Origin of the sequence: Shewanella sp. 8A (genome assembly GCF_023475945.1) — a bacterium.
GTDB classification, from domain to species: domain Bacteria; phylum Pseudomonadota; class Gammaproteobacteria; order Enterobacterales; family Shewanellaceae; genus Shewanella; species Shewanella xiamenensis.
Genome location: NZ_JAMDJP010000006.1, coordinates 86,918 through 102,494 on the forward strand (window position 1 = coordinate 86,918; position 15,577 = coordinate 102,494).

Here is a 15,577-nt window from a genome sequence, read left to right on the forward strand (position 1 = left end):
AAAACGTTTATCGTTTGCATTAATCCCTTCTGCACTGTTCCAAAGTGACGATTAATGCACCATTCGGTCTGTATACTAAGCAAGCAAAATGACAACATTTCAAACTTCTGCCACTAAAGCTAGGTAACTGTAACAAGAACAGCAAACCCTAGCTCAAAAAGCGGGCACAGATCACACTATTGGTGGTTTTTACATCACTATCTTGATTTTAATCAGACCGCGGGACGAGTTTATCGTCAATACTCATCTCAAATAAGAACAATAAAACGCTTATATTCTTACTTGAGGTGAATCTATGCGACAGAGACGCTTGCAACTTATGCAGTCACTTTTTGATGAATATATTGAGATGTACGCTGCACGGGATGACAAGCTCACAGCCCGCTTTAGCGATACTTTTAGTGGTTATGCAGGTAGCAGCGATATTCTTGTCACCAGTAAAGATGAATGGGTAAAAATAACCCGTCAGGACTTCGCCCAAGTCCCCGAACGGATCCATATTGAAGTGTTAGATCTTTCACTACAGGATCTTGCCGAAGATATTATTGTTATTACCGCATTTTTCCATATACACCTCCCTATTCCAGACTCGATACTCAGCCAAGAAACCGCAAGGTTAGTGCTGATTTTTCGCCAAGAAAGCCAAGATTGGAAAATCGTCCATAGTGGAATATCCATTCCCTATGGTTTAGCAAAACAAGGCGAAATTTACCCGATGACGAGTTTAGAAGAGCGCAATCGAGAGCTAGAGTCCATTATACAAGCGCGAACCTATGAACTTGCCGAAGCGAACAATAGACTCGAAAAACTCAGCAATACCGATGGGTTAACCAATATTGGCAACCGTAGATTGTTTGATCAAATGCTGCAAAAGGAATGGAGTCGTGGGCAACGCAACAACACGCCACTCTCGCTTATCATGCTCGATATTGACCACTTTAAATTATTTAATGATTTTTATGGCCATCTCGCAGGAGATGACTGTCTCAAGATGCTGGCGAACAGCTTATCTCAATCAGGTCGTCGGGCAGGTGAATTGGTCGCACGCTATGGCGGCGAAGAATTTGTTATTTTACTCCCCAATACGGATCACCAAAGCGCACTCGACACCGCCAAGCACGTACATCAACTTATTCAATCGCTTGCTATACCCCATATTAAAACCAACCTAGGCATTGTCACGGTCAGCGTGGGTGTTGCGTGTTTACTCCCCTCAGATAAACATAATGCCTTAGAATTAGTCCACCAAGCAGATACCGCCCTTTACTTGGCGAAGTCCGCAGGTCGTAACTGCATACGCTCAGTACATGAACCTGAAATATAGCCATTAAAAAGCCCCGCTAAGTTGCCTTAGCAGGGCTTTATTCACTCTATGGCGGTCACTTTAGGTGCCCACCACAACCACCATTAGCCGCGGCTAGCGCGCTTACGGTCGTTTTCAGTTAAGTGTTTCTTACGAACACGGATGCTCTTAGGTGTTACTTCAACTAATTCGTCATCATCGATAAACTCAAGCGCTTGCTCAAGTGTTAAGGTGATTGGCGTAGTCAGAACCTGCGCTTCGTCAGTACCTGAAGCACGCATGTTGGTCAGCTGCTTACCTTTCAAGCAGTTTACGGTCAGATCGTTAGAGCGAGCGTGAATACCCACTACTTGACCTTCATAAACTTCGGCCGCATGGCCGATAAAGAGACGACCACGGTCCTGTAAACCAAACAGTGCGAAGGTCAATGCTTTACCAGTCGCGTTAGAGATCAATACGCCGTTAGCGCGTTGACCAATGTCGCCACCTTTATGTGGACCGTAGTGATCGAATGAGTGGTAAATCAAACCAGTACCTGACGTTGCTGTTAAGAACTCAGTTTGGAAACCGATTAAGCCACGGCTTGGGATAACAAAGTCAACGCGCACGCGACCTTTACCGTCAAGCTGCATGTCTTTCATTTCAGCTTTACGGATACCCAGCTTCTCAATCACTGTCCCTTGATGTTCTTCTTCAACGTCAACGGTCAGGGTTTCAAAGGGTTCACACAGTTCACCATCGATGGTTTTTAAGATAACTTCTGGGCGAGAAACTGCTAATTCGTAACCTTCACGACGCATGTTTTCGATCAGGATAGATAAGTGTAATTCACCACGGCCAGATACCGCGAAACGGTCTGGACTGTCGGTTTCTTCAACACGCAGTGCCACGTTGTGCACTAATTCCTGTTGCAGACGCTCAAGAATGTTACGTGAAGTCACGTACTTACCTTCTTTACCCGCAAAAGGTGAAGTGTTGACTTGGAAAGTCATGGTCAGTGTTGGCTCGTCAACAGATAAAGGCGGCATCGCCTCTACATTGCCAGCAGCGCACACTGTGTCCGAAATTTTAAGCTCACCCAAACCGGTGATCGCCACGATATCGCCCGCGTTTGCTACATCAACTTCGGTACGCTCTAAGCCCATGTAACCTAATACTTGGCCCATTTTACCGTTGCGTACTTTACCGTCGGCACCGATCACGCTCACCTGTTGGTTAGTCTTGATGCTACCACGGTTAATGCGGCCCACACCGATAACACCCACGTAAGAGTTGTAATCGAGCTGAGAAATTTGCATCTGGAATGGACCATCCGCATCAGCATCAGGTGATGACACTTTTTCAACGATAGTCTGGAACAGTGGCGTCATATCTTCGCTGACAACATCTGGATCTAAGGTTGCAAAACCGTTTAATGCAGAAGCATAAACGATTGGAAAATCTAATTGTTCGTCAGTTGCACCTAAGTTATCGAACAGGTCGAATACTTGGTCGATAACCCAATCAGGGCGAGCACCTGGACGGTCAATCTTGTTGATAACAACGATTGGCTTTAAGCCTTGGGCAAACGCTTTTTTGGTTACGAAGCGAGTTTGTGGCATTGGACCATCAACGGCATCAACCAGCAACAATACTGAGTCAACCATAGACAGAACACGCTCAACCTCACCACCGAAGTCGGCGTGGCCAGGGGTATCAACGATGTTGATACGATAATCGTTCCACTTGATGGCAGTATTCTTTGCCAGAATCGTGATTCCACGCTCCTTCTCAAGATCGTTGGAGTCCATCACCCGCTCAGTAGCTTCTCCCCGGGTTGCAAGGGTTCCTGATTGCGACAGCAACTTGTCTACCAGGGTCGTTTTGCCATGGTCAACGTGTGCAATAATGGCGATGTTACGTAAATTCTCTAGCACGGATAAACCTCTTACCATCAAACAAAATTAGGGATATTACAATATTCGTTACAGCAATCTACGTTGAGTCGCCATAAAAAAGCGTGACATTCTACTCCAGAGCGGCCATATCGCACAGGATTATTTTTGAACACTTATAAAACTATTTTTTTGGGCCTATGCTAACGAATCAGTTATGGCGATAAGACAAATAACCCAAATGCACCGTTTCAGCGCAGGCAATTTGCCATATTATTTCGACGTCAGTACGACTAACCAGCTGAAATAACTATTCTTCACCGGAATGGCGTAGCAGACTATGCGCTTAAGGCCGCCATAAGTATAGCGAATAACCCCAATTCGGCAGACCCGTTTTTTCGTCCAAACACATCAGTATGCCCAAACCGCTACCTAAGTATTTTCTCGATAGCCTCAATAAATGGCTTTAGACGCAGTTTCAATAAACTCTATTCCCACCTAAGAACAACAAGACTAATCAATTGATTTTTAATGATAAGCAATGAAAACAAGCCAAAATCATTATCAGAAAAACAGCTTATCATCTCACTGTTTTGTGACATTATGGCGAGCACTGAAAACAGTGACCTTACGCGGTTATCTAGACTTATTTATATGCTAAATTCATTCTGTTTTGCTGAGCCTAATTGATAGTAACAGGCTAACAGCGAGTATGCCGCCCAGCTTGAATATGGATATGAATTAACCAAGCAAGCCTATGCTCATCGTCACTGCACTAAAATGGGGGATGCATGGTGCGCACCAAAATGGATGAATGCACCAAAATGCCACATCAAAACGCACCAATAAAGTGCAATACAGAGTTAAAGATAGTGCAATAAAACACATATTCATTAATTATCAACAAGTTAAATTATTGGCATAGATATCGCTTTATAGCTAGTAAGTTTTGCTCAAGCACAACTTGAGTTAAAAGATTATAGAAGGGACATCCCTTTACCCTACCGGAGACTTGAGAATGTCAGTTGAATCAGTTTTAAAGCAACTTGAAGAATTAGAAGTTAAGTTTGTTGATTTACGTTTTACCGACACCAAAGGTAAAGAGCAGCACGTATCTATCCCAGCTCATCAGGTAGACGCTGACTTCTTCGAAGACGGTAAAATGTTTGACGGCTCGTCAATCGCTGGCTGGAAAGGCATTAACGAATCAGACATGGTACTGATGCCAGACCCAACTACGTTCGTACTGGATCCATTCACCGAAGAAACCACTGCGCTGATCCGTTGTGACATTCTCGAGCCAGGCACTATGACTGGTTATGACCGCGACCCACGTTCTATCGCGAAAAAAGCGGAAGAATACTTACGCTCTACCGGTATCGCTGACACTGTATTAGTTGGACCAGAACCAGAATTCTTCCTGTTCGACGATGTCCGTTTCGGTACTGACATGTCTGGTTGTTTCGTGAAAATCGACGCTAAAGAAGCGGCATGGAACTCTGGCACTAGCTACGAAGGTGGCAACACTGGTCACCGTCCATTCGTGAAAGGCGGTTACTTCCCAGTAGCTCCTGTTGACTCATCACAAGACTTACGTAGCGCTATGTGTTTAGTGCTCGAAGAAATGGGTCAAGTGGTTGAAGCTCACCACCATGAAGTGGCGACTGCGGGTCAAAACGAAATCGCAACTCGCTTCAATACCCTGACTAAGAAAGCGGACGAAATCCAAATTCTGAAGTACGTAGTACACAACATGGCTCACGCCTACGGTAAGACTGCGACTTTCATGCCTAAGCCAATCGTTGGCGACAACGGTAGCGGTATGCACGTTCACCAATCTCTGGCGAAAGATGGCGTAAACCTGTTCGCAGGCGACAAATATGCTGGTTTAAGTGAAACTGCACTGTACTACATCGGTGGTATCATCAAGCACGCTCGCGCACTGAACGCTTTCACTAACCCAAGCACTAACTCTTACAAGCGTTTAGTACCACACTTCGAAGCGCCAGTGATGTTAGCTTACTCAGCACGTAACCGCAGCGCTTCAATCCGTATTCCAGTGGTACCAAGCCCTAAAGGTCGTCGTATCGAAACTCGCTTCCCAGATCCACATGCAAACCCATACTTAGGTTTCGCAGCACTGCTGATGGCGGGTATCGACGGTATCCAAAACAAGATCCATCCAGGCGAAGCGATGGATAAAGACTTGTACGATCTGCCAGCGGAAGAAGCGGCTGAAATCCCACAAGTAGCGACTTCATTAGAAAACGCCCTTGAAAACCTGCAAGCTGACCACGAGTTCTTAACTCGCGGCGGTGTATTTAGCGAAGATTTCATCCAGTCTTACATTGCACTGAAATCTGCAGAAGCTGAGCGTGTAAGCCGTACAACTCACCCATTAGAGTTTGAAATGTACTACAGCCTGTAATGGCTAGATGCATGCAATTACTCACTGTATAAATGCATGCATAAAGTATCAAAGCCCCAACAGTTTTGCTGATGGGGCTTTTTGTTTCTTGAAGGTATACGCTACTTTCATGCTGGTGCAATGACCAACACTTTTCTCTAAATGGCGACATAGCCAACCACTTATTTATCATCAAAAGAAAGCATACCAGCAGACACCACTGCAATAACAACAATAGGGACAGATGTCGTTTAAGACTGAGCTAAACGCGGTATAAAACTAACTTATAGGCAGAGGCGTTAACTACAGCGACACTAAAGTTGGGAGTCTCTTTACTGTTGTCTCATTACTGCTGCTGAATAATTGACACATATATTCATGTGGTTAGAATGCCGACTTGCTAAAACTGAATATATCGGTGTCGAACAAAACCAGTTCGGGTTCCATAAGACTAACGCCCAAAGTTAATCAAGCGAGTCGCTCATACCGAAACAATGCGGTTTTTCACATATAAACAATGGAGTGGTTATGCGTTGGTTGACTTGCTTGGTCGTGTGCTGTTCTCTCACGGGATGTGCAACAATAACATCGAGGATGGGAGAAAATTCAACTTGGGGGCATTCTTTCTCCAGTGTTCAAACGGCTGTTGATAATGGCGAGGAGTGTGCGATAGTTTCTGCGTTATCCGCCCCGCCACTGCTGCTGTTTACTATCCCTCTGACACTGGTCGATATGGGTAGCTCGCTGATCGTCGATACCGTGATGCTGCCAGTCGATTTGGCTATCACGCCCAGTAATCCCAAGCTCCGAACCCCGCGTTCTATGTTCTGCCACTACAGCTACAGCATTTAAGCATATTCGCCCCCATAAATGACCTCAGCCTCAGGGCATGGGTTAACGACATCGGCATTAGGGGGCGCCTTGGTGCCCCAGAGCCATGCTCCCTGTTCAAGGCTATTACGCCATGTCGGCTGAGCAAGCTATGCTCAATCAGTTAACGATGGGCTTTTATTACCTCCAGTAACTTCGCAATATCGGCCTCATCATTATAAATATGTGGCGATACGCGTATCCCTAAACTGCGGGCATCGACACTGATATTCGCCTCAGCCAATGCCGCCATGATCGGCGCTTGCCGCTCGCCAAATTGCAAAATCAGCGTACCGCTACGCTTATCGATTGCCCTCGGCGAGACGAGCTCATTGTCCAATGCCTGTACCACTGGAGCCATCAGTTGCAAGTTATGCTCACGCATTGCCTGTGAGCCAATATTGGCAAAATATTGAATACTATGGGCGGCAATAGCGTAGGGGGCGATAGAAGGCGTGCCGCCCCAAAACCGCAACGCTGTTGGATGATAGCGAAAATCATGAATATCAAACTCGAAGGGATTTTCATGGCTAAACCAACCCACATCCTGTGGCTGACATTCGGGCAAAATAGCCGGATTGACCCACAGATACGCAGCGCCGGGGCCGGAGCATAACCATTTCACACTCGAACCAATCATAAAATCTGGCTGTAGCTTGGCTAAATCCAGCGGCAAAATCCCAGCCGATTGCGCCACATCCACTATGCTCAAGCAGCCACGCTCACGGGCAAGGGGGATAATCTGCGCGAGGGGGGCCTGCTGTCCCGTGTTAGAATAGGCATGGCTGACAAAGACTAAATCGACATCGTCGCTGATATGTGCGTCCCACACATTGGGGTCGGTAACATCTAAGCCCTTGGGAATAAAGCGCAGTTCACAACTTGCGGGCAATGCCTTTTTAAGGGCGAATCCCATGCTAGGAAAATCAATCTCGCTCATCAGCACCACGGCGCCATCGCGATTTAATCTATCCAGTGACATCACCAACTTGGTCAATGCGCTCGATAGATTCACCTGCGGGCAAAATTCCTGCGGCTGACCATTAAAAAGGCTTGCCAGCGCCGCGGTAAAGTTATCGATGACACCTAACCATTGACCCCAAGGCTCGCGGCCAGACTCCTGCCAAGGTGCAAAAAACGCCTGCTTAAACGCCTGCTCGGTCGATTTGAGTGGCCGCCCCACGGAATGGTTAAGCAGATATCCAGGGCCTGCGAGGCAAAAATCCTGTTTTACATTTAGCAGCATGGCCTTACCTCAAACTGTCTTTGAGTTTTTTCAAATCATAATAACGGGTGCGAATATCGTCACGTAATACGGCCGCGCGTCTATCCCTTAAACGCTCAAGGGAGGCAAGCAGTACATGCAATGGTGGGCCGCTGGCGGTCACTTTGGCTAAATGTTGTTGTTCCATGCTGACCGAAGGCTCAGCAATATACTTAGTCACTAATTCATTGTGATGTTGAATCGCAGTTTGCCCATGTAATTCACAGACTTCGATAAACAGCTTGAGATTTTCTTGATACCAGTCCTGATGCACACAGCCCTTGGCCTGCAAAAAGTCATCCATCAAATTAGGGCGGCGCATGCATTCCCGCAAGATTTGCTGATCCTCCGGCATCATGTATAAAAACTTATCCACCAGCATTTGCGAATAAGATGCTTCGTTGGCAAAACATAAACCTAGGGTTAAATCGATAACGTTAATCCCGGCAAAGTCGCCCGCATTGGCGCCACGATACACCACAGAACCAACCCTATAGGGTTTGTAATATGGGCGGACACAGTAGAAGAAACGGTCCGTATCTAAACGATTGAATAACTGCGTATTCGAATCAATCACATCCTGCAATGCCTGCTTAGCGACGCGCAGTAAATCGTGACTAATTGGATGAGAAATCCCCAAAGGCTGGATTTTTAATAGCGCATCAGCGGCACGTTTATAGGCCAAAATGCCTTTAGTGTTGTAATCCACAAACAGTTTTTCATCGGGCAGATCGGTAAAACGTTTGTAGATACCATTATGGGCGCGGTTATGGGTGGTTAAATGGGCGGTAGCAAAGCGCGGCGTGACTCCAATTGAGGCGCCGATATGCATCGCCAGCGCTGACGCTTCAAGAAGTGGCGAGGTGGTCTCCCGTGTTGGCTCAGTAATTTCATGGCGGCGGCAGGCGGCCATATACAGGCCAACATTGCCTAGCAAATCAAAAGCACTATCAAAGCCTTCGTCGGTATTGCCCTCATCGAGCAAAGCCTTAATCAGCCCTCGCCCTTCGCTTTCCAAAGTGTGCTTAAGCTCAGTGCCAATCCCCTGCACATTGGCACGGTCGGTCTGCTGGTCATAAAGCTGTTCGAGCTGCGAGTTGAGTTCTACAAAGCGGCTGCGGATCCACTCATCGAAGGCTTCGGTATTATAGGTGGCAGGTTTCACTTGGACATCCTTGGCGATTGTTATGGTTATTTTTACCGGAGCAAGTACTAGGGCATGTTTCACTTGGCTACAGGCGTCATTAGCGCTTCCGAGTTAACAAGGATGCAACTTCTGGCGACACGTTTCTAGCGCTAGCTCAAATTTATGAAAAATCTAATGCCACTTTTTATTTACACCTTGCGCCAGCGCAAGTTATCAAAGTCAATCGCCTCGCAAAATAACGCCAAATACAGCTAGTCCTAATACAAATAGCGCGGCAGGTTCCGCAGGGGTAAATCAAAATGATTTTAATGGAATTTATTGTCGTACTCGGCTGCTTGCTACTGGGCACCCGCTATGGTGGTATGGGGCTCGGGTTGATAAGTGGTATAGGTTTATTTTTACTGACGTTTGTCTTTGGTCTCGCCCCCGGACAGCCACCAGTGCAAGTGATGTTAACCATTCTTGCGGTTATCGGTTGTGCCGCAGTATTGCAAACCGCAGGCGGCTTAGATGTGATGATGCAGTTTGCCGAACGTTTACTGCGCCGCCATCCACAGTACATCACCATTCTGGCACCGTTAACTACATGGACGCTCACCTTTTTGTGCGGTACAGGCCATGTGGTTTACACCATGTTCCCGATTATCTCTGACATTGCTCTGAAGAAAAACATTCGCCCAGAACGCCCCATGGCGGTCGCCTCCGTCGCCTCACAAATGGCGATTTGCGCCTCCCCTGTATCAGTCGCCGTCGTTTCTATGGTATCGATTTTGGCGGCGCAGCACGGTGTTGGCCATGCCTACAGCATGCTGGACATTTTAATGGTGTCGGTGCCAGCCTCCCTTTGCGGTGTGTTAGTGGCAGCACTGTGGAGCCTACGTCGCGGCAAAGATTTAGATAAGGACGAAGAGTTTCAAGAACGAATTCAAGATCCTGTGCAAAGAGCCTTTATCTACGACAAGGGCGAAACGCTGCTGAATCAAACCTTCCCCAAAGAAGCGTATTGGGCAACAGGGATCTTCTTTGCCGCTATCGCCGCAGTGGTATTACTTGGTTCCTTTAGCGAGCTGCGTCCAGTGTTTGAAGAGAAAGGCAAGCTTGCGCCACTGTCGATGAACCTAGTGATCCAAATGATGATGTTGATTGCAGGCGCCTTTATTTTGATGAGCTGCAAAGTCAAGCCAGCTGAAATTGCCAATGGTCCGGTTTTTAAAGCGGGTATGGTGGCGATATTCTCGGTATTTGGCGTGGCGTGGATGAGCGATACTTACTTTATCAGCCATATGGATGTACTGAAGGAAAACCTCTCCCACGTGGTGCAAAACCAGCCTTGGACCTATGCCCTAGTGCTGTTTTTAATCTCCAAACTGGTCAATAGCCAAGCGGCTGCGCTCACGGCGATTGCGCCGATGGGATTAGCTTTAGGTGTCGATCCTAAGCTGTTAATTGCTTTTTTACCCGCCAGTTATGGCTACTTTGTGCTGCCCACTTATCCAAGCGATTTGGCCTGTATCGGTTTCGATCGCTCAGGTACCACTAAAATTGGTAAGTTCATCATTAACCACAGCTTTATTATCCCAGGACTGATTGGTGTTAGTACCGCATCAACCGTGGGTTATCTGTTGGCAACTGCGCTACTGTAAAGTTAGTTTGCGTTAATAAGCACATATAATCAGGCCGATAGCACATTAACGCTATCGGGCCTGACAAATTAAAGATGTGCAAGCGCTCAGTACGAAAGTATTAAGCTCCCGCCACATTCCCTTATCAGCTAGACGTCTTTAGCAACTGCAGCATACAATCCCGCCTTATATCATGCTGAATCAATTTATCTTTTGAGAATGTCGTACTAAAGATGATTAAAGGTTTTCGCTTATGGATGCTGATTGTGGGTCTGGGGCTTAGCGTCAGTTTTCTCGGCTATCAGTTGCTTACACGCTATCACTTCAACACTGATCACCAAGTGGGTGACATTATCGACTCCCTCAATGGAATCGAGATTTACTATAACGGTGGCGTTAACACTAATGAGGGACGCAACCTCTCCCTCGACGGCTATAACCTCGGCATAAAATATCAGTGCGTAGAATTTGTTAAGCGCTACTTTTACCAACGATATCAACACAAAATGCCTGACAGTTTTGGGCACGCCAGAGACTTCTTCGATAATCTGCTCACTGATGGCAGTTGGAATGAAAAACGCGCCCTACGCCAATTTACCAATGGCAGCCAAAGCAAACCTATGGCAGATGATTTACTGGTCTTTGCCCCATGGATGTTTAATCCCTATGGCCATGTCGCCATTATCGCGGCCGTCACGGACAACAGTATCGAAATCGCCCAGCAAAACCCCGGCCCATTTGCCCCATCAAGGGAATATTTCGTTTTAGAACAACGGGCTGGACTCTGGTATATAAACGCACCACGCGCCAAAGGATGGTTACGTTGGGAGGCAATAAGCCCTAAGGTGATAACAGAAACGGGCGGCTTTATCGACCCAGCGATGGCCATTAAGGAATAAGCTATGGGGATTTTTAACTGGGTAAAACGGCTATTAGCTATAAAAGCGACAACTCACTCGCAAGCAACGGATCTTCAAGCACTCTTTGGTGGCGAAACAACTGCGAGTCTCACTTTGCCTCACCGCCAAGCTTATCCCTTAGTCACGCCAATAACTCAGACTGAATTATCCGCCTATCAACTCCATTGCTTGTTGAATTATCAAGATAAACAACGACTCGACACTTTACTTTGCCAGGCAGGATTCGAGCATGTAGGTTCTGACATGCCATTTAATGGCGTACTGCATCACACCAGCCTACAGACAACAGTATTTTTACAACAATATGCTGATTTTGCCGGGATCTGTGTATTGCTGATCACCAATGATATCAATCTATTGCAACAGCTTATTACCTTTAAGGCCGCGCCGCCTGCTCCTTGGGAAAGTTTTCCCGATGTTGATCCTGATACACTTGGGAGTTTGCAAGGGAACCTTGAGTTTTGGTGCGATGCGTTTTGGCGCCCCTATTGGTTATCACTTGGTGCAACCGAGCGCGAACAGTATCCTGCTAATTGGCGTGAATTCAGTGAGTTTCACTAAAAGATTTATGTAAGAGATAACAATGAAACTGAAATATATCGCATTCATTCTCGCACTCTTTTTCCTTGCCGGATGCCTAGTGCCTGAGCAGCCTATCATCCCCGTAAAAGGTGCCACGAATAAGGATTGGAATAGCCAAACCTTTTGGTATGAGCCTTGGGGAAGCTCGGGCACACACAAGGGTATTGATATATTTGCGGCCACGAGTACCCCGGTTATCGCACCAACGCCCATGCTACTGCTGTACAAAGGTGACTTTTTTAAAGGCGGAAAAGTCGTTGTTGGACTCGGCCCTAAATGGCAAATTCATTATTTTGCGCACCTAGGCAGCATTGAAGCATCTTCAGGCTTATTCGCGACACGTGGAGAAACACTAGGCACAGTCGGCACAACTGGCAATGCTCAAGGTAAACCACCCCATTTGCACTATTCCATTTTAAGCCTGTTCCCAAGACCTTGGCGAATAGACACTTCAACCCAAGGATATAAAAAGGCTTTTTATCTTAATCCCATTGAGTATTTAGAGGCTAAGTAAGCTTTATTGAGGATTTAGCTGTTAGAGATTAACGGCTCACTCAACGGGCACTTCTAGCTCATTTTCTGCCGCAATAGCCTGTGCAACTCGTTCGGCCTTAGCGATATATTTAGGTTTATTACTGGTATGAAGCTTGGCATTGGCTTTTTTCGCCTTCTGCTTAAGTGTTTGATTAATTTTCTTTTTGCGGTTCATAAGCGCTGTATCTGGGCAATATTCAAGCCGCTATTATAGTCATCCTAAGCCACAGCAACAAATCAGTAGGATGAAGATAAACCCTCAATCTTAATACACCTATAATTGCTATCCGAGTCACAAGTTGCAAAAAACGCCACATTTTAGCTCGTTTGATTTACTGATCGACTAGACAACCTTGAATGACTTCCTTATCATCCACAGTTAATAAAAATCACTATCATTTGCAATGTTGTTTAACGGAAGAGTCTGATGCCAAGGAATTCGGTGTAGCAAATTCACACGCCCTTAGCAGGAAGTTATATGACGTTCAAAACCTCGTTTGTTGCTCTCGCTGTCTTTGCAGCACTCACCCAATCCGCTATTGCACAAGAAAAATCCGACACGGAAATAAATAAAAACAAAGAAATAGAAAGAATTACCGTGACCGCGAGCCGTATGGATAAATCCCCAAGCTCGATTCCTAATACAGTGACCATTATCGACCGCGTGCAACTCGAAGAACAGTTCCGCACCACCAAAGATCTGTCGACCATTATTGGCAACTTAGCACCAAGCTTTTCACCTAGCCGCCAAAAGATGAGTAATACGGGTGAAACCCTGCGTGGTCGTGCACCATTAATTATGATCGATGGCGTGCCGCAATCGAACCCGCTGCGCAGCGGTGGTCGCTCAGGACAAACTATCGATCCTGCAATGATTGAACGCATTGAAATTATTCACGGCGCCAATGCGATGCACGGCCTAGGCGCACAGGGCGGTATTATCAACTACATCACCAAAAAGCCCACGGGCGATAACCAGCACGTCGCTAGCTTTGATGTCACAGTCCCTGACTCACTCAAGTCTAACGGTGTCAGTTTTGGTGCCAGCTATGCGTTTTCAGGCGAGTCAGAATTGATCGATATGCTAGGCTCGGTCAGCTATCGCAATAACGGGGTTTACTACGATGCCAATCACGATGTGATTGGGGTGGACACGACGCAAGGCGAGTCCATGGATAGCCAGAGTAAGGACTTCTTCATCAAATTAGGCCACAACTTTACCGAGTCACGCCTAGAGCTGATGGTTAACCATTACAACATGGATAACAATGGCGACTGGATGGCCGTTGCAGGTAATAAACCCAATGGTATTCCAACCGGTGCCGTGGAACAAAAACAGCCCTGGGAAGCGGCTAATAACCAAGTCACCACCACTAGTTTGACCTATAGCCACGAAAACATTGCAGGCCAACAGCTCAACATGCGGTTGTTTAATCAAGACTTTAAAGCGGTGTACGGCGGTGGTTGCTTCGATAGCTTCTACGATCCTTCCTTTGAAGGCAGCGATCAAGTGGTTCAATGCGGTGTAAATAGCAAAGGCGAGCACTTATACTACGAGCAATCACGCAACTCTTCGGTTAAATGGGGCCTAAAAACTTCGTTAATCGCGAAAAACATTGCAGATACTGGCATCGATGCGGCCTATGGTATCGACTTGTTCCGCGATACGACTGAACAGGACTTAGTGAAAACTGGGTTCTCTTGGGTACCTGAAAGCACCTATGATAACTTCGCGCCGTATCTACAATTAGACTATGATTTAATTAAAGATTTAACCGTATCAACCGGTGTGCGTTACGAACACGCTACCCTCAATGTTGATGACTACAAAACCCTCTATGGTGCAGGCAATAAGCAAATCGCGGGGGGCGAAGCCACCTTTGATGAAACCTTATTCAATGTCGGTTTATCCTATAAAATCACGCCGGATATCCGCGTCTACACTAGCTACAACCAAGGTTTTGGCATGCCAGACATTGGCCGTATTCTGCGTGACGGAAACAGTTTCCCCGGCGCCAATCCAAGCATTAGTGACTCTTTAGCCTTAACTCCAATCGTGACGGATAACGCTGAATTGGGTGCCGATTATCAAGGTAGTTTCTTAAGTGCTAAGATTGCTTACTACCGTTCTGCTACCGATTTTGGTGCCCGTTTAGCCTTAAACAACGACGGTTTCTATGATGTAAAACGTGAAAAAAGCGTCATTGATGGTATCGAAGCGAATGTCACCGCTTATCTGACAAGCAATGATGATTTGGGCATGAACATCGCACTGCAACGGGGCGAATACGATGTAAACGGCGATAATAAGGTCGATACCGATCTCGATGGCGCCAATATTTCCCCGAATCGTATCAACTTATTCTGGACCCACAACTTCGATAATGAAATGTCGACACGTGTTCAAGCAAATTACTTTATGGACCGTGATTTTGAAAATGCCAAAGGTGCTAAATATGCCGAGTTTGATGGTTACACCACTGTCGACGCGTCATTTTCAATGCCGCTCTACACGGGTACCTTAAGCATTGGTGTACAAAACCTGTTTAATAAGGATTATTTCAACTACTACTCACAAACCATGGGTACAAATGATCGTTATTTCAAAGGTATGGGTCGCACTGCCACTATAGGTTATACCGTAGCGTTTTAATAAATGCCTTGGGTTGAATTGATAATCAGCGCAACTTAGGTTGCGCTTTTTATTGGCTCATTGAAACACGCTATGCCTTAGTGACAACGGTAAGGCAGGAACCCGAAAAATAAACACAGCACTATGATAATTAACAGATCTTTGCCTGCGCCCGCGTTTAAAAATACCACAACGGGAGGCAATAGAATCGCAATAATGACTCATAGTCATTTGTTTATATCGACAGCAGGCCATCCTTAAACCGTAATAAATGACGAGTAAGCAGTTTTTAACTTCGTCGTTAGCCCACCGGTTTGCAACCATTGCATTATCAACCTGTGGCTTGGGCGTTGTGGCACAGGTCTTTACTTAACATTCAGCCAATTTAAACAAAAATGCCAAAAGCCATCTATAGTTAAAGG

The 15,577-nt window shown here is 46.2% G+C and carries 13 protein-coding genes; 8 read left to right on the forward strand and 5 right to left on the reverse strand.

Features of this window, described 5'->3' with window-relative positions; genetic code table 11:
* The first annotated feature begins 295 nt into the window (after positions 1-295).
* Positions 296-1,324: a diguanylate cyclase gene (locus tag M0413_RS06370; RefSeq protein ID WP_249553511.1), complete on the forward strand. Its 1,029-nt coding sequence runs from the start codon at positions 296-298 to the stop codon at positions 1,322-1,324.
* An 83-nt stretch (positions 1,325-1,407) separates the two neighbouring features.
* Here the strand turns inward: M0413_RS06370 and typA are convergent, their stop codons facing one another.
* A complete protein-coding gene (gene typA, locus M0413_RS06375; RefSeq protein WP_011074056.1) occupies positions 1,408-3,219 on the reverse strand; it encodes a translational GTPase TypA in 1,812 nt (603 codons plus the stop codon).
* Between the two features lie 976 nt (positions 3,220-4,195).
* Between typA and glnA the strand changes: the two genes are divergently transcribed.
* Together glnA and M0413_RS06385 are read left to right on the forward strand one after the other, a co-directional pair.
* Positions 4,196-5,605 (forward strand): glutamate--ammonia ligase, encoded by a 1,410-nt coding sequence (glnA, locus tag M0413_RS06380; RefSeq protein ID WP_037425030.1) that lies wholly within the window; start codon positions 4,196-4,198, stop codon positions 5,603-5,605.
* Positions 5,606-6,178: 573 nt separating this feature from the next.
* The gene (locus M0413_RS06385) at positions 6,179-6,436 is read left to right on the forward strand and encodes a YceK/YidQ family lipoprotein (protein ID WP_229777784.1); all 258 of its coding nucleotides are present in this window, start codon (positions 6,179-6,181) and stop codon (positions 6,434-6,436) included.
* Between the two features lie 142 nt (positions 6,437-6,578).
* Here M0413_RS06385 and M0413_RS06390 read toward each other — a convergent pair whose 3' ends face one another.
* The gene (locus M0413_RS06390; RefSeq protein ID WP_249553512.1) at positions 6,579-7,700 is read right to left on the reverse strand and encodes an aminotransferase class V-fold PLP-dependent enzyme; all 1,122 of its coding nucleotides are present in this window, start codon (positions 7,698-7,700) and stop codon (positions 6,579-6,581) included.
* Between the two features lie 4 nt (positions 7,701-7,704).
* Positions 7,705-8,883, reverse strand: a complete 1,179-nt coding sequence (locus M0413_RS06395; RefSeq protein ID WP_172588050.1) for a PrnB family protein — start codon at positions 8,881-8,883, stop codon at positions 7,705-7,707.
* A gap of 281 nt (positions 8,884-9,164) precedes the next feature.
* Here M0413_RS06395 and M0413_RS06400 point away from each other — a divergent pair, with 281 nt between their 5' ends.
* The 4 genes from M0413_RS06400 (at position 9,165) to M0413_RS06415 (ending at position 12,503) form a co-directional block, all read left to right on the forward strand.
* Positions 9,165-10,508 (forward strand): anaerobic C4-dicarboxylate transporter, encoded by a 1,344-nt coding sequence (locus M0413_RS06400; protein ID WP_037423187.1) that lies wholly within the window; start codon positions 9,165-9,167, stop codon positions 10,506-10,508.
* A 212-nt stretch (positions 10,509-10,720) separates the two neighbouring features.
* Positions 10,721-11,386 (forward strand): CHAP domain-containing protein, encoded by a 666-nt coding sequence (locus tag M0413_RS06405; protein ID WP_249553514.1) that lies wholly within the window; start codon positions 10,721-10,723, stop codon positions 11,384-11,386.
* A gap of 3 nt (positions 11,387-11,389) precedes the next feature.
* On the forward strand, positions 11,390-11,968 hold the full coding sequence (locus M0413_RS06410) for a hypothetical protein (RefSeq protein WP_249553516.1): 579 nt from the start codon (positions 11,390-11,392) through the stop codon (positions 11,966-11,968).
* Positions 11,969-11,990: 22 nt separating this feature from the next.
* Positions 11,991-12,503, forward strand: a complete 513-nt coding sequence (locus tag M0413_RS06415; RefSeq protein WP_037423175.1) for a M23 family metallopeptidase — start codon at positions 11,991-11,993, stop codon at positions 12,501-12,503.
* Between the two features lie 36 nt (positions 12,504-12,539).
* Here the strand turns inward: M0413_RS06415 and M0413_RS06420 are convergent, their stop codons facing one another.
* The gene (locus M0413_RS06420; RefSeq protein WP_249553518.1) at positions 12,540-12,698 is read right to left on the reverse strand and encodes a DUF2986 domain-containing protein; all 159 of its coding nucleotides are present in this window, start codon (positions 12,696-12,698) and stop codon (positions 12,540-12,542) included.
* 303 nt (positions 12,699-13,001) lie between these two features.
* On the opposite strand from M0413_RS06420, the gene M0413_RS06425 reads away from it, so the two are divergent.
* The gene (locus M0413_RS06425; protein WP_249553519.1) at positions 13,002-15,176 is read left to right on the forward strand and encodes a TonB-dependent receptor; all 2,175 of its coding nucleotides are present in this window, start codon (positions 13,002-13,004) and stop codon (positions 15,174-15,176) included.
* Between the two features lie 77 nt (positions 15,177-15,253).
* Here the strand turns inward: M0413_RS06425 and M0413_RS06430 are convergent, their stop codons facing one another.
* Positions 15,254-15,373: a YqaE/Pmp3 family membrane protein gene (locus M0413_RS06430; protein WP_249553583.1), complete on the reverse strand. Its 120-nt coding sequence runs from the start codon at positions 15,371-15,373 to the stop codon at positions 15,254-15,256.
* Positions 15,374-15,577 lie beyond the last annotated feature (204 nt).